This is a genomic window from Streptomyces sp. NPDC028331 (genome assembly GCF_055565775.1).
Window position 1 is genome coordinate 1 of record NZ_JBVHTR010000012.1, and the last position, 19563, is coordinate 19563.

Below are 19563 nucleotides of genomic sequence, written 5' to 3' on the forward strand. Positions count from 1 at the left end.
CTCGATCGAGCCCAGATCCGGGTGCACCGCGTCATGACCGCCCTCCGGCGACCCGATCGCCCACGGCACCCCCACATCCCCCGGCCCCGCCGACAAAGAATTGTTGGGCCCCTTGCGGAACGTCGTCCCGATCGGATGAACCGGCGGCAGATACACCACGTCGAAACCCATCCCCGCAATCACCGGCAACCGCCGCGCCGCCGTCCGGAACGTCCCGTGCGGCCGCTCCGGCGTCCCCTCCGAACGCGGGAAGAACTCGTACCACGACCCGAACAACGCCCGCTCCCGCTCCACCACCAACGGCAACGGCTCCGACGACGTGACCAGCTCACGCAGCGGATACCGCGCCAGCACCGCATCCACCTCCGGAGTCAACGCCGCCGCAAGACGGGCGACCGGTGGACGGGACTCGTCGCGCAGGGCGCGGGCCGCCGAGCGCAGCACGTCCCGCCGCGGCCCTTCCGGCACTCCCAGGGCCGCGCGCTCGTGGAGGTCGGCACCCTCCTCCAGGACCAGGGCGACATCGATGCGGGACGGCACCTTGATCCGGGCGTGCCGGCGCCAGGTGGTGACCGGATCGCTCCACGCCTGAACGGCATAGGTCCAGTGGCCGACGGACGTCGGGGTCACCTCCGCGCCCCAGCGGTCGGTGCCGGGCTCCAGTTCACGCATCGGCGTCCACGGGCCGGGGCGGCCCTCGGGGTCGGTGAGGACGACGTCGGCGCCGATCGCGCCCTGCCCCTCGCCGAAGACGGTGGCGGTGATCTCGAAGGTCTCCCCCTCGACCGCCTTGGCCGGGCGTCGGCCGCCGTCGACGGCCGGGCGGACGTCCACGACCGGTACGCGTCCGATCGCGGGCCTCGCCTCCCCGGCGACAGGGCCCGCCCCGTCCCGGTGCGCGGCCTGCGGTTCCATCGGTCCTCGCCTCCTCCGCCGTCGTGGAGCTCGGTGGGCGCCGGCTCTGCGGTCGTGGGTCCTGGGCTGCGTGCGGCGTCTTACTACGCGTCCGCCGACGATGCCGGGAAGCTGCGGGCGGCCCGCTCACGGTGCGTGCGGAGATACAACTCGGCGGCGTCGGCGGCCTCCCGCGCGCAGCGCTTCCCCATGAGCACGCACAGGGTGTGGCCGGTGCTCTCGAAGGTGCCGCGCACCTCGCGGTCGTCGGGGGACGCGAGCATCAGGCGCTCCCACGTCCGATACCGCTCGAGATGCCTGGCGACCTCGGCTCTGTCCGGCAGGAGCATGGCACCGGTCACCTCCGCTCTCGCCGCCGGGTGTTTCACCCATGGTGCACGGCACATCACTCAGCGTCCTGTTCGGATTTCAACAATGGGGCTGATGGGGCCTCCTGTTGCACGAATGGAGTAGTGCTCGCACTCTGGGACTGACTCGAGAGCGACGACCGCTCACGCTTCGTGTACGGGGGCTCGACCTACAGGGGCGAGAGAAGCGGGGGCTTCGCCGGTGAGGAGCCAACGAAGATGAAGACCGCAGCGCCCTGCTACTACCACCTCGACGTCGAGGTCAGCCCGGAGCGGATCGGGCACGTCCGGCGGATCCTGGCCGCCCACCTCCGCCACTGGGACCTGGAGACCCTCGTCGAACCCGTCTGTCAGTGCGCCGAAGCGCTGCTGCTTACGATCGACGCCCACGCCACGGACAAGAACACCACCATCGAGATGTGGTGGAACGGCCAGCACCTGATCACCGCCGTCCAGGACAGCGAGCGCGACATCCTGCCGCACTCCGCGCCGAGCGGCTGCCTGGCGCGGATCGCGGCGCTGAGCAACGGCTGGGGCTGCTGCGCCACCGGCACCGGCGGAAAGATCATCTGGTTCTCGCAGCGCGCCCGGGCCGGCGACCCCGCGCCCCTGGTGCCGGTGGCCCCCGCGCCGAGCCTGCGCGAGACGCGTCCCCTGCCGCGCGCACTGCCGCTCACGGCGGACGCCACGGGCCGGGAGCGACAGGCCGCGCGAGCCGGGCAGCACGAGCCGGTCCCGGTCCCCGCCTGACCACGGCGGCCTGCGGGGCGGCTGCCCGGCGGCACACGCCGCCACCCGGCGGCTTCCAGCGGGGCGGGAAGGCCGCTCCCACCGCCCGCGGCCGGCGGCGACGCCGAGCCCCGGCACGGGCGGCCATGGCCGACGGTCGCACCCGACCCGAGCGGGAGCCAGGTCGCATGGACAGCGCACCCGCGTGTGATCGACACTCGGCGGATGGCGAAGTACTTCGACGTTCATCCCGACAACCCGCAGCCGCGCACGATCGGCCATGTCGCCGACAGCATCCGTGACGGTGCGCTCGTGGTGTATCCGACGGACTCCTGCTTCGCGCTGGGGTGCCGGCTCGGCAGCCGGGACGGCATGGAACGCATCCGGGCGATCCGCCACCTCGACGAGCGCCACCACTTCACACTGGTGTGCCGGGACTTCGCCCAGCTCGGCCAGTTCGTGTACGTGGACAAGGACGTGTTCCGCGCGATCAAGGCGTCGACGCCCGGCAGCTACACGTTCATCCTGCCCGCGACCCGCGAGGTGCCGCGCAAGCTGCTGCACCCGAAGAAGAAGACGGTCGGGGTCCGCATCCCCGACCATGTGGTGGCGCAGGCGCTGCTGGCCGAGCTCGGCGAGCCACTGCTGTCGAGCACCCTGCTCCTGCCGGGCGAGGAGGAGCCGATGACGCAGGGCTGGGAGATCAAGGAGCGGCTCGACCACGTCGTGGACGCCGTCGTCGACTCCGGGGACTGCGGCACCGAACCGACGACGGTCATCGACTTCTCGGGGGGCGAGCCCGAGATCGTACGCAAGGGAGCGGGCGACACCGCACGCTTCGAGTGACTCCGCGCCTTCCGGGGGCCACGTTGGCGAGGAGGCCGTTGGGCCGATCCGGGGACCGCCGGCGACTGCCGTTAACGCCCTGTTCGGCGCGGGAAGTGATGTCCGGGCGGTTTCGGGCTGCCACGAGCAGCCGTGGACAGCCGTCCGCCTCACCCCATCAGCCACGTCACAGGGAGACCGCCATGGCACACGGTGGCGACGTCATCGCCGAGCTCACCGCCGATCACCGGGAGGTCGAAGACCTCTTCCAGCGGATCGAGTCGCTGCCCAGCGGCCACCGGGACCGCCGCAAGCTGGCCGACGAGATGACGATCGAACTCGTACGGCATTCCGTCGCGGAGGAGCAGTACCTGTACCCGGCGGTGCGGGAGCACGTCGAGGGCGGCGGCGCGATGGCCGACAAGGAACTCGCCGACCATGCGCGGGTGGAGGAGGCCCTCAAACGGCTGGAGGGGTGCTCCGTGGACGACCCGGAGTTCGACCGGACGTTCCTGGCCGTGAAGAACGAGGTCACCTCGCACGTCCAGGACGAGGAGAACAACCTCTTCCCCAAGCTGCGCCAGGCCTGCGGCCAGGACGTGCTCGACCAGCTCGGCGACAAGATCCGCACCGCCAAGAAGACGGCTCCCACGCGGCCCCACCCGGCCGCCCCCGACACGCCGCCGCTCAACAAGCTGCTCGCCCCGGGGGCGGGTCTGGTGGACCGGGTCCGCGACTTCGTCACGGGCCGGGGCCGCTCCTCCTGACAGCGCGAGCCCGCCCGACGGCGGACGCCGCCCGCGGTCGGCCCGTCCTTCGTGTCCTGTTCGGCCATCGGTCGGGGCGTCGGGTCGTCCGGCCTCGTGGCGAACCCGCGTCAGCCGACGACCGGGTCCCCGAGGTGGCCGCCCTCATCCACGGGCTCGCCGTGCAGTCGCTCCACGAGGGAGTCATGGTGCAGGCCGGCGAGCGACGCCAGCAGGTCGGGGTGGCGCAGCAGGGCCGCCGCCCGGCGGTCCTGCTCACCGGGGTCGGTCAGCCTGCGGAAGTCGAACACCAGACCGCGGGCGTGCTCGCTGCCGTCGAGCGCGGCGACCGCCTCACGGGCGAGGGACGGCATGGTCAGCAGGCAGGCAGCCCAGCTGGCGACCACCTCGTCCACCCAGGTCCGCCAGCCGGCGTCGGCCTCGGCGACGGCCGCCGTCTCGGCTCCGGTCAGCCAGTCCAGGCGGTCGGAGCCGCCGGGCCCGACGAGCACCACGAGGGCCGCGTCGGCCTCGGTGGGGTAGCGCAGCCAGGCGGCGACCATGACCGCCTGGGAGGCCTGGGCCTCGGCGAGGGCCGCGTCCAGGGCCCCTCCGGTTCCGGGGTAGGAGCGCAGCAGCCACTGGGTGGTCGCGGCTATGACGGGGGACAGATCGGCTGACATCGGCGTCACGCTACCGGTCGGCCGGAAACGGAGAAATGGCGCCAATCACAGAGGGAGTGCACCAAACCGTGTGGTCCGTCACAGGGGGCGGCCACGGCCGCCGTACCGCCGGTGTGGACCCGGCCCGGGGGCAGGCGCAGGCTGGAAGTAGCCGAAGAAGAGGACGAACACCTCGTCGTGCGGGAAGTGATCCCGATGGAAGCCAAGCAGTGGACCGTGGACATCTACATCACCGAGGACGGCGACGACACGCATGCGCGGGCCGTCCTGAGGACGCGTGACACGTCGACCGTCGCCGGCAGGGGCGTGGCCCGGCGCAACCCCGTCGACCGGCCGATCCCCGAGATCGGTGACGAACTCGCCGCCAGCCGGGCGCTGGAGGATCTCGCCATCCGGCTGCACGACGTCGCCTCCGAGGACATCGTGCAGATGGCGGGTCCCGTCGCACCGTGACGCCCGGTCGGCGCCGCCCCGCCCGGCGCGGGTGGACGGGCGTGGTGGGGCCGATCGGCCCTGGCGGACGCGGCCGGTGCGTGGTGTGCTGAAGGTGACGGGAAGGACCCGCGGAAGACGCGGGGAAGCGGCTTTCGGCCGCGCACCGCGCAATCAGGATCCGAGAGAACCGGATGGGTCCTTCCCGCCCCGTCATGTCATGTCATGTCATGTGGAGTCCCCGCCGAATGCGGCCGGGCCTGTCCTCGCGGCGGCAGGAACGAAAGGACACGGAAGCCATGGCCTCTGTCACCACCGTGGGCGCGGCCCTTCCGGCCCCGCATCGCGAACGGCTGATGCGGATCGCCCGCGAGGTCTCCTTCGACGAGGGAACCCGCCTGTTCGAGGAGGGCCGACGGGCCGACCGGTTCTGGATCGTCCGGACCGGGACCGTCGCCCTCGACGTGCACGTGCCCGGCCGGCGACCGGCCGTCATCGAGTCGCTGGGCCACGGCGAGCTGGTCGGCTGGTCATGGCACTTCGAGCCCTATGTCTGGCAGTTGGGCGCCGAGGCCATGACGCCGGTGCGGGCCTACGAGTTCGACGCGGTGACCGTGCGGACGATGTGCGCCGAGGACTCCGAGTTCGGCCGTGACATCGCCGTGTGGGTGGGCCGGGTCCTCGCCCACCGGCTGAACGCGGCCCGCGTCCGGCTGCTCGATCTCTACGGCCCCTACGGCAGCGGCAGCGCTTGAGGGCCCGGGTCCGACCGGCCGGGCACCGCATCCGACCCCCTGGGAGGAGATCGTGACCGTCGGGCCGCACGTCGTCAGCGACGTGATGACGCACACCGTCGTCGCCGTGGGCCGTGACGCCCCGTTCAAGGACATCGTCAAGCTCATGGAGCAGTGGAAGGTCAGCGCCCTGCCCGTCCTGGCGGGCGAGGGCCGGGTGGTCGGTGTGGTCTCCGAGGCCGACCTGCTGCCCAAGGAGGAGTTCCGCGACGGCGGTCAGGACCCGTACACCCGGCTGCGGCGCCTGTCGGACCTCGCCAAGGCCGGGGCGGTGACCGCGGGCGAGCTGATGACCGCGCCGGCGGTCACCGTGCACGCGGGCGCGACCCTCGCCCAGGCCGCCCGCATCATGGCCGTGCGCAGGGTCAAGCGGCTCCCCGTGGTCAACGACGAGGGCCTGCTCGAGGGCGTCGTCAGCCGCGCCGACCTGCTCAAGGTGTTCCTGCGGGAGGACAACGACATCGCCGACGAGATACGCCGCGACATCGTCGACGTCCTCTTCCCGGCCCCGGTGGAGCCGATCCACGTCCTGGTCGCCGAGGGCGTCGTCACCCTCACGGGAAAGGTCGGGGACACGGCCATGATCCCCATGACCGTCCGGCTGGCGCGGGCCGTCGAGGGCGTGGTCGATGTGGACTGCCACCTCACCGGCGGGGACGACGCGGGCTGACGCGGTTCGGCGGCAGACACCGGACGCCCGCCCGTGTGCGGTCCGCTCCCGGAGCGGACGGGGCCCGCAGCCGGCCGGCCGTCCACCGCTGCCGACCTGCGGCCACACACATCGGCGTGCGCCTGCCGCGCCGACCTCCGACCGCCCCGGCCACGCAGCAGCGCCTCGGTCGGCACGGAGGTCGGCATGGAGGTCGGCACGGACCGGCGCGGCCACGCACGTCGGCCGCACTCCTGCGGCCGCCTACCTCCATTGCGGCCCGACGCACTCCCACTCCCGGGCCCATTCCTCCATGCGCTGCCGCTCCAGGCGACCGCGCACCAGCCAGCCGCAGGCCAGCACGCCGCCCGCGGCACCGCTGCCGACCAGCGTGCCGACGAAGGACGCCTGCAGCCGTGTCTCGCCGCCGGTGGCCGGTTTGGACACCAGGTCCCCGGCGCGGTCCGTCCACACCGTGACCGGGGATCCCGCCTTCAGCCCGGGCTCCACCTTCACCAGGCCCGTGTGCGGGCCGCCGGGGGCGCTCCAGCGCGCCTTCGCCCACACGCCGCCCTCCCCGTACGCGGGCACGTCCTGCGGGCTCCTCGCCGCGTCCTCGGTCAGCACGGCCCGCACGGGGTGGGAGCGGGCGGCCCGGGCGGCGAGACCGTGTTCCACCGCGTCCGCCGCCGCGCAGCCCGCGAGCACCCCGGCCAGCAGGGCCAGCAGCCAGGTGACGAGGACGATCCAGGCCTCCAGGCGGTCGCTGCGCCGCAGCAGCGGATTGCGCCGCCATCGCCACAGCCACACCCTGGTTCCCGCCGTACGACAGATCGTCGCCATCGGTCGTCACCTTCTCGGGCGCCTCATGTGATGCTGCCGGCTCTCCAGGGCCACCGCGACATCTCGTCCTCCGGGACCTCCGGGAAGTCGGCTTCGAGGTTCGGGACCCGGGGCGGCCCCATCAGCGCGCAGTCCACGTCCACGACGCCCTCGACGCCCCGCACCAGCCGCGCGGTGAGGGGCACGAGACTCGTGTCCCGGACCCGGCCGGTGAGCCGTACGACGCCGTCCCGCACCTCCACGCGGACCGGCTCCAAGGGGGCGGGGAAGAGCCGGGCGACGATCTCGCGGCGGATCTCCCCGGCGATGTCCTCGTCGTCGCGCAGATACACCCTGAGCAGGTCGCAGCGGCTGACGATGCCGAGCAGCGTGCCCTCGTCGTCGACCACCGGAAGGCGTTTCACCCCGGCCCGGGCCATGGTGCGGGCGGCCTGGGCGAGGCTCGCCTCCACATGGACGGTGACGGCGGGCGCGGTCATCAGTTCCCCGGCGGTCACCGCACCGGCCTTGCCCAGGTCGGCGGCCCGCTCCGGGGACGCGTACCGGGTGGGTTCGGCGTCGCCGAGTTCCTGCCTGCGCAGCAGGTCGGCCTCGGAGACGACGCCGACGACCCGGTTCCCCTCCTTCAGGACGGGCAGGGCGCTGACCTTCCACTGCCGCATGGCCTTGACGATGTCCTTGAACGTCGCCGCGTGCTGGACGGCGACGACCCTGCGGGTCATGACGTCGCCGACGAAGTGGGGGGTGCCGTCCATGGTGTCCTCCGATGGGGTGCGGCGGCGCGCCCCGGCGAGAGCCGCCGGGCCGGCTCACACGGTGATGCGCCGTCCGGTGATTCTGTGCGGATCGATGCGGATCCACAGGTCGCGTTGTCCCCCGGCCCACGGCGCGCTGGACGCCTGCTCCTCCAGTCGCCGCACGTCGTCGGAATCGGTCACCGTGCGGGCGTGTCCGCACACGAGCACGCTCCAGCCCTGGCTGAACGATCCGTCGATGCGGTCGACCTCGAAGGCCACCAGGCAGTCGGCGGCCTGCGAGGGCACCGCCTCGGGAGCGGTCCGGAAGACGATCGCGTCTCCGACGACTCCGTAGTTGACGGGGACGATCACCGGCCCCGACTCCGTGGGCACCGCGAGCCGCCCCACGCCGTGCGTGTACAGCAGGTCCCGGCACTCCCGGATGCTGAGTTCGGTGAACTTCGGGTGTCCTCCGGCCTGTCCCAGGCCGGGCGGCAGGTCGACGTCCCCGCCGGTGAGTTCGAGCACCGTGGTCTCGAGTGCGCCGGCCAGCCTGAGCAGGGTGCTCACGCCGGGCGCGGCGGTGGGCTGTTCCTCCAGGTACTGGAGATAACTGTCGGCCATCCCCGCCCGGCACGCCGCTTCCTTGCGGGACAGTCCGAGTTCCTCGCGCCGCAGGGCGATACGGCACCCGAGGCTTCCGGCGGGGTGGTGACCCGGGTGGCCCTCCACTGCGTCCGGTGATGCCTGTGCGGACATGGCCCGTCACTTCCTTCCGTCACGTCGCCCGTACGGCGACGACTTCGTGCTGCTCCCCGCCCAGTACGACCTTGAGCGCGCCGGTGTCGGCGCCCCGGCCGAAGACGTCGTACGCCTCCTCCGTTTGGTCCAGCGGGAAGGTGTGCGTGACCAGCGACGAGGTGGGCAGCCGGCCGGCGGCCGCCATCCGAAGCAGCGCGGGCGTGGAGTAGGTGTCCACCAGGCCGGTGGTGATGGTGACGTTCCGGCTCCACAGGTCCTCCAGGTGCAGGGTCACCGGCCGGCCGTGCACACCGACGTTGGCGATGTGCCCGCCGGGCCGCACCACGCGTGTGCACAGCTCGAAGCTCTCCGGCACGCCGACCGCCTCGATGACCACGTCCGCGCCCAGTCCGTCGGTGAGGTCGGCGATCAGTTCCTGGGCGTCGGCGGGGTCGGCCAGCGCGTCCGCGCCGAGCCCCTTGGCGGCGTCCAGCCGCATCGCGGCCGGGTCCACGGCGACGATCCGCTCGGGGGCGAACAGCCGGGCGGTGGTGATCGCCGCGAGCCCGATGGGGCCGGTCCCCACGACGGCCACGCTGTCCCCGGGGCGCACGTGTCCGTTGAGCACGCCCACCTCGTAGGCGGTGGGGAAGATGTCCGCGAGCAGCACGGCGTCCCTGCCCTCCACCGCGCCGGGCAGGGCGTGCACGGACAGGTCGGCGTGGGGGACCCGGACGTACTCGGCCTGGGTTCCGTCGATCACGTGCCCGAGGATCCAGCCTCCGCCGCCGCGGCACTGGCCGTACCTCCGCTCCCAGCAGTAGCCGCACCGGCCGCAGGCGGTGATGCAGGAGACCAGTACGCGCTCCCCCGGCTGCACGGCGTGCAGGTCCCGTCCGGCCTCGACGATCTCACCGACCGCCTCGTGGCCCAGTACCGTGCCGGGACGCACCTCGGGCACGTCGCCCTTGAGGATGTGCAGATCGGTCCCGCAGATGGTGGTGGTCTCCACGCGGACGATCGCGTCGGTGGATTCCTTGATGTCCGGGTCCGGGACCTCCTCCCAGGCGGACTTTCCGGGGCCGTGGAAGACGAAGCCCTTCATGACGATCCTTCCTTCCTCCCCCCGGGGCTGGGCCCGGGGACCGTCCGGAAGCCGGTAGGGCAGCGCATCCGGCATGATGCCGGTTTCGCGCATTACATCCAGATTGTCCCACCTCTCGGGGGTCGGCTTGGGCCGGTCGGCCCCGATCGCCCGGCCGGGCCCGAGCGGACCGCAGGAGAGGTCGTGCCCCTCCGGGTACCCCTCTGGACGCGACCCCTCCGGGCGCGCCCACCCTCGGCCACGCCCTCGACGGCGGCACGCCGAGACGCCGACGACCGTCCCGCAGGTCATCGGCGCCGTGACGGGCGGCGTCAGGACGGTATCCGCGCAGCGGTTGTCGAGTTCGGGCGTCCCGCGCCTCGGCGGCCGCCATTCGAATAGATATTCAAGAATCGAAACTCCGTACGACGGCTGCTCTCATGGAGGCCCCCCGACGGGGCCCGGGTCAGGCGTGCGGGACGACGGCTACCGGGCAGGCCACGTGGTGGAGCACGGCGTGGGCGACGGAGCCGATGTGCGGGCCGAACAGACCGTCCCTCGTCCGGCGCCCCACGACGACGAGACAGGCGCGGGTGGAGGCGCTCACCAACTGCGGGGCGGGGCGGCCCGCGGCGACGGTCTCCGTCACCGGGACCCCGGGAAACTTCTCGCGCCAGGGCCGGAGCGCGGCGGTCACCAGGTGCTCCTGTTCGGCCGGTGCGTCCGGCCCGTCGGCCGCGTGCGCACGGACGTCACCGGCGGCGTGGACCACGTGCAGCGCGGTGCCGCGGCGCCGCGCCGAGTCGAAGGCGAACTCGATCGGCTCCTGGGGCGGGGACCGGGGATCCAGCCCGAGCACGACGTCGCGGTAGGGGATCTCGGGTATCTCCTCGGGCGAGACGCCGTCCAGGGCCGGCAGGTGCTCGTCGGCGGAGGTCTCACCCGCGCGTACGAGCACCACGGGGCGCGCCGCCCTGGCGACGACCCGCTGGGACACCCAGCCGACCACGAAGCCGGCGACACGGCCGAGCCCACGGGACCCGAGCACCAGCATCTCCGACTCCCCGGCCGCCGCGAGCAAGGCGGTCACCGGGGGCTCGGCCGGCAGGGAGGCCTCAAGCTCCAGCCCGGGATGCGCGGCGCGAACGCTGCGGACGGCCCGCTCCAGGATCCCCTCCCCCACCTCGCGCCGGTCGTCCTCGCACCCGCCGGACGGCGCCGGCAGCGGCTGCCGCTTCCAGGCGTGGACGAGGTGCAGCGGCGCTCCCCGGCGCAGCGCCTCCCGGGCGGCCCAGTGGGCGGCCGCGAGGCTCTCGTCGGACGCGTCGACTCCCGCGGTGACGGGCCGGGCCATGGCGCGCACCTCCTGTCCGGGGTTCCGCTGCTCCTGCGTCGAGCCTGACGCGGGAGCGGCGTCGTGCGCAGGGGCCGCCGGGGCCCATCAGGGGGGCCCAACGGCCCAACGCCGCCACGGGCCCCGTCGCCGCCCGTGGCCCCCGGCCGGGGCGCACGCCCGAGGTGGCGGGGTCCGTCGGCGCGGTACCGGACGGCCCGGGCCGGGGGCCGAGTGGCCCATGGTCCGGGGCCCGGCGCGGGGACAGGCTGTGAGGGTCGGGTCCCCACGCCGCCCCTGGAGGCCGTCATGAACGCTCCCCCGACGACCAGCATCCTGCGTGCGCTGCCCACCGCGCACCGCGAGCGGCTGATGCGCACGGCCCGCGAGGTGTCCTTCGCGCAGGGAACGCGCCTGTGCGAGGAGGGGGGACGCGCCGACCGGTTCTGGATCATCCGATCCGGCACGGTCGACCTGGACCTGCATGTGCCCGGCCGCCGCGCCGCCGTCATCGAGACCCTCGGGCACGACGAACTCCTCGGCTGGTCCTGGATGTTCAGCCCGCACTCCTGGCACCTGGGCGCCGAGGCGACGACGCCGGTGCGGGCGTACGAGTTCGACGCCGCGGCGGTCCGCTCGATGTGCCAGGACGATCCGTCGCTCGGCTTCGCGGTCTCCCAGTGGATGGGGGGCATCCTGTCCCACCGCCTCGGCTCCGAGCGCACCCGGCTGCTGGACCTGTACGCCCCCTACGGCAGCGGGAGCTACGCCTGACCGGGTCCCGGCAGGGGGCGTGGGGGCCGGCACCGTCCGGCTCCGGGGAACGGCGGCCGGGGGGCCGGGATCCGCGGCGTCGGGCCGAAGAGGGCGCACCGCGGCGGCGAGTGGGGACGGTCGGCCCCGGTGTGCCCGGGCCCGCGCGTGAAGATCATCGACAGTGGGCGGGCGGCGGTCCGTCCTTCGGCGGGGGTTCGACAAGACTCGACAGGGAACGAGGAGTCGTCATGGCCGAGGCGCGCACCTTCAGCGAGCAGGACCCGATCCGGGTGTTCCTGCTGGACGACCACGAGGTCGTCCGGCGCGGCCTGGCCGACCTGCTGGACGCCGAACCCGACATCGCGGTGGTCGGGGACGCCGACACGGTCGAACACGCGCTCGCCCGCGGTCCGGCGGTGCGGCCGCATGTGGCCGTCCTCGATGTGCGCCTGCCGGACGGCGACGGCATCACCGTCTGCCGTGAGCTGCGCAGCCGCATGCCCGGGCTGGCCTGTCTGATGCTGACCTCGTTCGACGACGAGGACGCGCTGCTCGACGCGATCATGGCGGGTGCCGCGGGGTACGTGCTGAAGCAGATCAGGGGCTCCGACCTGGTGTCCGCTGTCCGCACCGTCGCCTCCGGCCAGTCGATGCTCGATCCGGCGACGACCGCGCGGCTGATGCACTCCCTGCGGGGCGACCCCACCGAGCATCCGGCGCTGTCACCCGAGCTGGCGGGCCTGTCCCCGCGCGAGCGGGACATCCTCGCGCTGATCGGGGACGGGCTGACCAACCGGGAGATCGGCCGGAAGCTCTACCTGTCGGAGAAGACGGTCAAGAACCACATCTCGCGGCTGCTGGCCAAGCTGGGCGTGCAGCGCCGCGTCCAGGCGGCGGTCCTCGCCTCCCATCTGCAACCGTCCGGGCCGGGAGAGCGGACCGCCCGCTGAGCCCTCCCGTACCGGAGGGGCCGCACCGTCAGTCCGCGTCCAGCAGGACCGGAACGCGCCACACCAGGCGTGTCCCGCCGCCCTGCGGGCGCTCCCCCACACTGAGCGTGCCACCGAGGGCGGCGGCCCGTTCCTCGAGGTTGCGCAGGCCGCTGCGGACGGCGCCGGCCGGCACACCGCAGCCGTCGTCGGCCACCGTGAGCGTCAACTCGCCGTCGCTGAGCCGCAGATGGACGTCCACGGAGCGGGCGCCGGAGTGCCGGGCCGCGTTGCTCAGGGCCTCTCCGAGCACGGCGGTCACGTCGTCGGCGACATCGCCCGGGACGTCGGTGTCCACCAGGCCCTCGACACGCAGCGCGGGCGTGAAACCGAGGGAGTCGGCCGACGCCGTCACCGCCTCCGACACCCGCCTGCGCAGCCCGGTCCCCGCCTGCCTGCGGTCGCCGTGCGCGCGCAGCCCGAAGATGGTGGAACGGATGATCTTGATGGTCTCGTCGAGGTCGTCGACGGTCCGCGAGAGCCGTTCGGCGGCCACGGGGTGGTCGACGAAACGCTGGGTGCTCTGCAGGGTCATGCCGGCCGCGAACAGCCGCTGGATCGCGAGGTCGTGCAGATCGCGGGCGATCCGGTCGTGGTCCTTCAGCAGCGTGATCTGCTCCGCGTCCCGGCGCCGCTCGGCCAGCTCCAGCGCCAGGGCGGCCTGCCCGGCGAACCCGAGCAGGGGGCCGGCGTCGGTGTCCGTGAACGGGATGCGCCCCGCGGTACGCCCCAGCACCAGGACGCCGATGGACTTGCCGCTCGCCACCAGCGGTACGCCGACCACGGGGCCCAGTCCGGTCCACAGGGCCGAGTCCGGGTCGGCGCGGGGGTCGTGCCGGATGTCGGGGCTGACCACCGGTTCGGCGGTGCTCAGCGCCGCCTCGACGAAGCCGTCCTGCCGGGACATCACCAGTCCACGGCGCCGGTCGGCCTCGAGGCCGACCGCGAACACCGGGCGCAGCACGTCCTCCCCGGGCACCCGTTCGGCGATCATGCCGACCTCGGCGGAGGCGATCCTGCGCGCCTGCTCGACGATCAGCTCCAGCACGTCCGCGCTCGGGGCGCCCGACAGCAGCGCGCTCGTGACCTGGGAGCTGGCCCCCACCCAGCGCTCGCGCAGGCGTGTCTCCCCGTACAGCCGGGCGTTCTCGATGGCGACACCGGCCGCCACCGCCAGGGCCGAGAGCACGGCCTCGTCCTCGGCGTCGAACTCCTCGGCGCCGCGTTTCTCGGTGAGGTAGAGGTTCCCGAACACCTGGTCGCGCACCCGGATGGGCACACCGAGGAAGGAGTGCATCGGCGGGTGGTGGGCCGGGAAGCCGTAGGAGGCCGGGTGGTCGGAGATCTCGGACAGGCGCAGCGGCTCCGGATGGCGGATCAGCTCGCCGAGGATGCCGTGCCCGCTGGGCAGCGCCCCGATCCTGGCCCGCGCATCCTCGCTGACGCCGACGGTGAGGAACTGGGAGAGCGTGAGGTCGTCGCCGATGACTCCGAGTGCGCCGTACTCCGCGTCGACCAGCACCACGGCCGCCTCGACGATGCTGCGCAGCACCTGCGCCAGATCGAGTTCGCGTCCGACCGACAGGACGGCCTGGAGGAGGCGCTGCACCCGGTCCTGGGTGCCGCGTGCGGCGTCGATGCGGGCCTGCAGTTCGTCCAGCAGCTCGTCCAGCCGCAGCTTGAGGTGCTGCTCCGACCGCCCGCGCGCTTCCCCGCTCATCGATTCCTCCGGCGGATCACGCAGACAGGGTGCGGGTCGACGGCGACTCTCCCGCCCTCACAATACTGACTTTTCCGCCCGAACGGCGCACTTTCCGGTCACTCCGGGTGACACCGTGACGGTGTGCGCGGGCGCGGCGACGGTCACCGGCGGACGGGCGTGGTGTGGCGGCCCGTGCGCGGGTGGTGCCTACTGGCTGAGGAGGTGACCGGCAGTCGGCGCGCGGGAGGTGTGGTGGCGGACGCGGGCGGGACGGGGCGGGGGCGGCGCGGGGTGGCCGTGGTGCGGGGCAGCCGGCCGTCCCCGTCCGTGCGTCTCCCTCCGCGCTCCCGGGCCGCCGACCGGGCGCCCGCGGCCGAGCACGTCGTTCCCTGGCTGCGCGTCGCCGCCGCCTACGCCTGGCGCCTCATCCTCGTCGGGGTGGTCGTCTACGGCGTGTTCACCATCCTCGGCCGCTTCCAGCTCATCGCCGTCGCGCTGTTCCTCGCGCTGGTGATCACTTCGGTGCTGCGCCCGCTCGCCGACCTGCTCGCCCGATGGCTGCCACGAGCCCTGACCGTCGCGGTGTCCCTCGTCGGGAGCGGGCTGCTCCTGCTCGCCCTCTTCGCCCTCGTGGGTGAGGCGGTGGCGGGCCAGTGGGGGAGCCTCACCGGTGAGTTCCGCGGCGGCATCCACCGGATCGAACAGTGGCTCGAGCGCCCGCCGTTCCGGCTCAGTCACAAGACCCTCTCACACCTGCAGGACCAGATCGGCTCGTATGTCTCGTCCCACCGGGCGGCCCTGTTCAGCAGCGCCCTCAGCGGCCTGACCCGGGTCGTGGAGCTGGTGACCGGGCTGGCGCTCGCGCTGTTCTTCGCCGTCTTCTTCATCCACTCGGGGGAACGCCTGTGGTCCTGGGTGCGCGACCAGCTCCTCCCCCGGGGCGCCCGGTCGGCGTGGGACCGGGCGGGGCACGCGGCCTGGCGGACCTTCGCCGGGTACACGCGGGGCATCATCATCGTGGCCGCGACCAACGCCATCCTCGTCGGCATCGTCCTGCTGGTGCTGCGGGTGCCGCTCGCGCTGCCGCTCACCCTGCTGGAGTTCTTCGCCACGTTCGTGCCGCTGGTCGGCTCGCCGGTCGCGCTCGCCGTGGCGACCGTGGTCGCGCTGGCCGGGCGCGGCCCGATCATCGCCGCGGCCGTGGTGCTGCTCATCGTCGTGATCGGAGAGCTCGAGGGGCACGTCCTGCATCCGGTGGTGATGAGCTGGGCCGTCCGGCTGCATCCGCTGGTCGTCGCCGTGTCCGTCATCGCCGGGAGCATCGTCGCCGGCGTGGTCGGCGCCGTGGTGGCCGTGCCGTTCGTGTCCGTCGCCTGGGCGGTGCTGCAGGCGCTGCGCCCGGCGCCCCCATGACGCGCGCGCCCTTCCGCGCCGTGCGACGCTGACGCGCGGGGGCGACACGCGAGCCGGACGCACGGGAGGCGATGTGGGCCCCGACCAGCCAGAGGTGCCGCGGCACGGGACGGAGCACATACCGGGGCTGCGGCGCAGGACCTTCCTGGGGGCGTGCGCGGGCCTCGGGCTCGTCTCGGCGGCCGCCGCCTGCGACGCGGCCCCTTCCGCGCACGGCCGTCCCCCGACGGCCGCCTCGCACCGTCCCGAGGCGGAACGCGATCGCGCCGGTACACCCGATTGGCGTATCCGCTCCCAGGGTCCCGCACCGGCCGTCGCCGGGTACGCGGACCGGGTGAGCGTGACCCCGGGCGAGGAGTGCGGTCTGTACGTGTCGACGACCGCGTCGTCCTTCCGTGTCTCGGCCTTCCGCGTCGGCTGGTACGGCGGGGACGGGGCCCGGCTCGTCTGGTCCTCCGCACGCGTACCGGGCCGGGTCCAGCCGGAGCCGCGCCTGGAGTCCGGCACCCGCACCATCCGCACCGACTGGAGGCGCACCCTGGCCTTCAGCACGGCGGGCTGGCCGGAGGGCGCGTATCTGCTGCGGCTGGACGCCGAGGGCGGGCACCAGCGGTACGTGCCGCTGATCGTGCGCTCCACGCAGGGCGCGGGGCGTACGGTGCTGATGCACGCCCCGGCCACCTGGCAGGCGTACAACCGGTGGGGCGGCTACAGCCTCTACGAGGGTTCCTCCGGGGCGTATGCCACCCGGTCCCTCGCCGTCAGCTTCGACCGGCCCTACGACTCCAGCGGCGCGGAGAAGTTCCTGGTGTACGAGCGGGCGGCGGTGGTGCTGGCCGAACGGCTCGGCATCCCCCTCGCGTACACCACGGGGATGGACGTGTACCGCGACCCGGGAGTGCTGCGCGGCGCGAGCGCCGTCCTGTGCCTCGGCCACGACGAGTACTGGACCCCGGAGCAGCGCCGGCATGTCACCCAGGCCCGCGACGCGGGCACCAACGTGGCCTTCCTCGGGGCCAACACCTGCTTCCGCAGGGTCCGTCTGGAGCAGGGCGAGGCACGACCGGACCGTACGGTGGTCTGCTACAAGTCGTCCTTCCGTGCCGACCCCTGCTACACCACCCACCCGGCGCTGGTGACGACGGACTTCCGTCAGTCCCCGGCGGCCGACCCGGAGTCGTCGATGACGGGGGTGCTGTACGAGGGCTACCCGACGGACGCGCCGTACGTCGTGCACGCGGCGGACCACTGGCTGTACGAGGGCACGGGGGTACGCCCCGGTGACGGCTTCGGCCATCTGGTCGGTGTGGAGTACGACCGGGTCACGCCGGGCGCGCCCGTCCCGGAGCCCCTGGAGATCACGGCCCACTCGCCGCTGGTGTGCAACGGCCGGCGCAGCAACAGCGACTCGGCGTACTACACGGTGCCCAGCGGGGCGGGGGTCTTCGCGACCGGCACCATGCGCTGGGTGGAAGGCCTGATGGCAGGCACCCCGGACGGGGGCCGCGACCACGGTATGGACGCCCGCACCCGCGCCTTCGTCACCCGGACGACGGAAAACCTGCTGCACGCCTTCGCGCTGGGCCCGGCCGCCCGCCATCGCCCCGCGCCGCGCCCGAACGTGAAGGACGTCTACAAGGGAACGGCCTGAAAGGAATTCCCGGCTTTCTCGCCGACGGGGTCTCATTCAGGGATAGGGGTCACCCCCTGGTCGACAGCGATTCCCCTTCTCGTGTCGAACGGGCCCCGGCGCCTCTTCCCTGAATTCAGCGGCTTTTACGCCAGCGGCTCCCTCATGTCGTCCAGCCAGGCCCGCCATTCCGGCGCGCGTGCCGCAACTCCCGCCGCCATGGGCCGTTCCGTCCACTCCGTCACGGGCCGGATGCCGTGCAGGGCGTTCACCAGCCACACCTCGCGGCCGTCGAGTTCCTCGACGGCCCGCTCCCGGTGGGCGATGCGGACGCCGGTCCGGGCGGCGCGCTCCTGGACGAGGGCGGCGGTCACCCCGGCGAGCACGGGCAGATGCGGTGAGGGCAGGCACAGAGTGTCCTCCTCCCACCACACCACGCTGGAGTACGCGGCTTCCAGCACCACCCCGGACGGGGTGATCAGCACGGCCTCCTCGGCGCCGTGCAGCGAGGCCCGGTTGCGGACCCGGGCCAGCCGGTCCAGGTCGGGGCCCTTGCGGCGGGGCGCGGCTCGCGGGTCGGGCTGGCCCAGCGCCCACACCCGCACGTCCGGCGCGAGCGGCGGGGCCTGGCGCAGCCGCAGCCGCAACCGGGGCGCCTCGGCGGCGAGTTCGACCCGCGGGAACCACTCCCCCGTGCGCGGCAGCGCGGCGGTCACGTCCCGCCAGAACTCCACGAGCCGGCGTGGCGGCGGCCCGTCACAGCCGGCGCAGGCGCGCAGGAAACGCTCGCGGTGGCGCTCGAAGCCACGGACGCGTCCGTCGCGCAGCAGCCAGGAGTCGGCGACGAGCAGCCGCCCGCCCGTGTCGGCTCCGGGGGACAGCCCGTCGGCCGGTGTCCAGGTCAGCAGGCCCTCGGCGATGGCCGGTCGGGTCATGGAGGTTCCTTTCTCAGTACCTGCGGCCGGCGCTCGCCGGCGGACCGTTGCGGGGCCCGTACGGGGCGTGCTCCAGCCAGGCGCCGCACCACGGCAGGAGGGGGGCGAGGGCGGCGGCGGCACGCTGTCCGACCCGTACGATCCGGCGCTCGGGCCGCAGACGGGCCAGGGCCGTCCCAGCGGCGGCGCTGTTGAACAGCGCCGCCGCCCGCCGCGCGGCGGCGTACTCCGCGACCGCCGTCACGGTCCCGGCGGCGACGGCCTCGGCTGCCGCCGCCGCGTCCGCGATGCCGCTGTTCATGCCGCGGGCGCCGAACGGCGGGAAGAGGTGCGCGGCCTCACCGGCGAGCAGCACCCGGTACTGCGGGTCGGTGAAGGACGCCGCGACCTTGCGTGGGAAGCGGTACGTGGACACCCACAGGACGCGGTCCTCGTACCCCTCCCCCACGACCGCGGGCAGCCACCGCCGTACGGCCTCCTCGGTGCCGTACTCCTCCTCCGCGTCGTCGTCCCGGCACTGCAGGTCGAGCTGGAACCCGCCGGTGAACGGCACCCGCATCACGCTGCGCCCGCCGAGCGAGGGGTGCTCGTAGTGGAAGACCCGCTCCAGCGGGAGGTGCGCGCCCGGGATGTCGGCGACGTCCACCACCACATGGAAGCCGCTCGCGTGGCCGCCCTCCATCGGGACGCCGAGTTCGCGGCGCACGGCGGAGCGGGCGCCGTCGGCGGCGATCACATGGGTGGCGGACCATGTGCGGCCGTCCTCGCCGGTCAGGGTCACCCCGGTCGGCGTGGACCGGACGCCCTCCACCCGGGCGTCCCAGACGAACTCCACACCGGCCTCCTCACAGGCGGTGAGCAGGAAACGCTCGGTGTCGACCTGGCGCAGGCTGGTGAAGGGCGGCAGCCCGGAAGGGGGCGGGAACGTGCGGGCGTACACCTCGCGGCCGCGGTAGAGGGCGCGCCTGGTGTGCCAGGTGCGCCCGAACGCGCTGATCTCGGCGGCGAGCCCGGGCCGCATCCCGTCCAGCAGTTCCAGGCTCTCCCGGTGGACGAACAGGGCCCGGCTGCCGGGCCGTTCCCGGCCTTCCGGGTCCGCCTCCAGGAGCACCACGGGGAGGTCCCGGGCCCGCAGGGCGAGGGCGGCGGCGAGTCCGACCGGGCCCGCGCCCACGACGACGACCGCGCTCACACCCGGCTGCTCTCGGCCAGTCTGCGGGTGATCTCCACGCGTTTCACCTTCCAGGTCGCGGTCATCGGCAGTTCCTCGAACCGCCACT

21 protein-coding genes are annotated in these 19563 nt (G+C 73.6%); 10 read left to right on the top strand and 11 right to left on the bottom strand.

The window, feature by feature from the left end; genetic code table 11:
- Nucleotides 1-915: maltotransferase domain-containing protein (locus ACZ4SW_RS18945; RefSeq protein WP_468244415.1), on the bottom strand; the 915-nt coding region annotated here is incomplete at its 3' end.
- An 83-nt stretch (nucleotides 916-998) separates the two neighbouring features.
- Nucleotides 999-1244 (bottom strand): DUF5133 domain-containing protein, encoded by a 246-nt coding sequence (locus tag ACZ4SW_RS18950; protein ID WP_468244418.1) that lies wholly within the window; start codon nucleotides 1242-1244, stop codon nucleotides 999-1001.
- A gap of 237 nt (nucleotides 1245-1481) precedes the next feature.
- Here ACZ4SW_RS18950 and ACZ4SW_RS18955 point away from each other — a divergent pair, with 237 nt between their 5' ends.
- From ACZ4SW_RS18955 to ACZ4SW_RS18965, 3 genes are all read left to right on the top strand, one after another.
- Nucleotides 1482-2012 (top strand): pep a2, encoded by a 531-nt coding sequence (locus tag ACZ4SW_RS18955; RefSeq protein WP_468244420.1) that lies wholly within the window; start codon nucleotides 1482-1484, stop codon nucleotides 2010-2012.
- A gap of 204 nt (nucleotides 2013-2216) precedes the next feature.
- Complete coding sequence (locus ACZ4SW_RS18960; protein ID WP_468244423.1) at nucleotides 2217-2837, top strand: L-threonylcarbamoyladenylate synthase; 621 nt, start codon at nucleotides 2217-2219, stop codon at nucleotides 2835-2837.
- A 182-nt stretch (nucleotides 2838-3019) separates the two neighbouring features.
- Complete coding sequence (locus tag ACZ4SW_RS18965) at nucleotides 3020-3583, top strand: hemerythrin domain-containing protein (protein WP_468244425.1); 564 nt, start codon at nucleotides 3020-3022, stop codon at nucleotides 3581-3583.
- Nucleotides 3584-3693: 110 nt separating this feature from the next.
- On the opposite strand, the gene ACZ4SW_RS18970 is transcribed toward ACZ4SW_RS18965, so the two are convergent.
- Entirely contained in the window at nucleotides 3694-4245 is a 552-nt protein-coding gene (locus tag ACZ4SW_RS18970; protein WP_468244427.1) for a hypothetical protein, read from the bottom strand.
- A 195-nt stretch (nucleotides 4246-4440) separates the two neighbouring features.
- On the opposite strand from ACZ4SW_RS18970, the gene ACZ4SW_RS18975 reads away from it, so the two are divergent.
- The 3 genes from ACZ4SW_RS18975 (at nucleotide 4441) to ACZ4SW_RS18985 (ending at nucleotide 6141) form a co-directional block, all read left to right on the top strand.
- On the top strand, nucleotides 4441-4698 hold the full coding sequence (locus tag ACZ4SW_RS18975) for a DUF1876 domain-containing protein (RefSeq protein WP_468244430.1): 258 nt from the start codon (nucleotides 4441-4443) through the stop codon (nucleotides 4696-4698).
- A gap of 278 nt (nucleotides 4699-4976) precedes the next feature.
- Nucleotides 4977-5432, top strand: a complete 456-nt coding sequence (locus tag ACZ4SW_RS18980; RefSeq protein ID WP_468244433.1) for a Crp/Fnr family transcriptional regulator — start codon at nucleotides 4977-4979, stop codon at nucleotides 5430-5432.
- Between the two features lie 85 nt (nucleotides 5433-5517).
- Nucleotides 5518-6141 (top strand): CBS domain-containing protein, encoded by a 624-nt coding sequence (locus ACZ4SW_RS18985; protein ID WP_468244954.1) that lies wholly within the window; start codon nucleotides 5518-5520, stop codon nucleotides 6139-6141.
- A gap of 243 nt (nucleotides 6142-6384) precedes the next feature.
- Here ACZ4SW_RS18985 and ACZ4SW_RS18990 read toward each other — a convergent pair whose 3' ends face one another.
- The 5 genes from ACZ4SW_RS18990 to ACZ4SW_RS19010 form a co-directional block, all read right to left on the bottom strand.
- Nucleotides 6385-6963, bottom strand: coding sequence for an Rv1733c family protein (locus ACZ4SW_RS18990; protein ID WP_468244436.1), 579 nt, complete (start codon nucleotides 6961-6963; stop codon nucleotides 6385-6387).
- A gap of 23 nt (nucleotides 6964-6986) precedes the next feature.
- A complete protein-coding gene (locus ACZ4SW_RS18995; RefSeq protein WP_468244438.1) occupies nucleotides 6987-7718 on the bottom strand; it encodes a CBS domain-containing protein in 732 nt (243 codons plus the stop codon).
- 54 nt (nucleotides 7719-7772) lie between these two features.
- Nucleotides 7773-8459: a helix-turn-helix domain-containing protein gene (locus ACZ4SW_RS19000; protein WP_468244441.1), complete on the bottom strand. Its 687-nt coding sequence runs from the start codon at nucleotides 8457-8459 to the stop codon at nucleotides 7773-7775.
- Nucleotides 8460-8478: 19 nt separating this feature from the next.
- Entirely contained in the window at nucleotides 8479-9546 is a 1068-nt protein-coding gene (locus tag ACZ4SW_RS19005) for an alcohol dehydrogenase catalytic domain-containing protein (protein WP_468244444.1), read from the bottom strand.
- A gap of 445 nt (nucleotides 9547-9991) precedes the next feature.
- Complete coding sequence (locus ACZ4SW_RS19010; protein WP_468244447.1) at nucleotides 9992-10879, bottom strand: universal stress protein; 888 nt, start codon at nucleotides 10877-10879, stop codon at nucleotides 9992-9994.
- 288 nt (nucleotides 10880-11167) lie between these two features.
- Here ACZ4SW_RS19010 and ACZ4SW_RS19015 point away from each other — a divergent pair, with 288 nt between their 5' ends.
- Both ACZ4SW_RS19015 and ACZ4SW_RS19020 read left to right on the top strand, forming a co-directional pair.
- Nucleotides 11168-11632, top strand: a complete 465-nt coding sequence (locus ACZ4SW_RS19015; RefSeq protein ID WP_468244449.1) for a cyclic nucleotide-binding domain-containing protein — start codon at nucleotides 11168-11170, stop codon at nucleotides 11630-11632.
- A 230-nt stretch (nucleotides 11633-11862) separates the two neighbouring features.
- Nucleotides 11863-12564 (top strand): response regulator, encoded by a 702-nt coding sequence (locus tag ACZ4SW_RS19020; RefSeq protein ID WP_468244451.1) that lies wholly within the window; start codon nucleotides 11863-11865, stop codon nucleotides 12562-12564.
- 28 nt (nucleotides 12565-12592) lie between these two features.
- On the opposite strand, the gene ACZ4SW_RS19025 is transcribed toward ACZ4SW_RS19020, so the two are convergent.
- On the bottom strand, nucleotides 12593-14323 hold the full coding sequence (locus tag ACZ4SW_RS19025) for a GAF domain-containing sensor histidine kinase (RefSeq protein ID WP_468244454.1): 1731 nt from the start codon (nucleotides 14321-14323) through the stop codon (nucleotides 12593-12595).
- A gap of 204 nt (nucleotides 14324-14527) precedes the next feature.
- Here ACZ4SW_RS19025 and ACZ4SW_RS19030 point away from each other — a divergent pair, with 204 nt between their 5' ends.
- A complete protein-coding gene (locus tag ACZ4SW_RS19030; RefSeq protein ID WP_468244456.1) occupies nucleotides 14528-15718 on the top strand; it encodes an AI-2E family transporter in 1191 nt (396 codons plus the stop codon).
- A 73-nt stretch (nucleotides 15719-15791) separates the two neighbouring features.
- Complete coding sequence (locus tag ACZ4SW_RS19035) at nucleotides 15792-17369, top strand: N,N-dimethylformamidase beta subunit family domain-containing protein (RefSeq protein WP_468244459.1); 1578 nt, start codon at nucleotides 15792-15794, stop codon at nucleotides 17367-17369.
- A 125-nt stretch (nucleotides 17370-17494) separates the two neighbouring features.
- On the opposite strand, the gene ACZ4SW_RS19040 is transcribed toward ACZ4SW_RS19035, so the two are convergent.
- A complete protein-coding gene (locus ACZ4SW_RS19040; protein WP_468244461.1) occupies nucleotides 17495-18283 on the bottom strand; it encodes an aminotransferase class IV in 789 nt (262 codons plus the stop codon).
- Nucleotides 18284-18296: 13 nt separating this feature from the next.
- Nucleotides 18297-19475: an FAD-dependent monooxygenase gene (locus ACZ4SW_RS19045; protein ID WP_468244464.1), complete on the bottom strand. Its 1179-nt coding sequence runs from the start codon at nucleotides 19473-19475 to the stop codon at nucleotides 18297-18299.
- Between the last annotated feature and the right edge of the window lie 88 nt (nucleotides 19476-19563).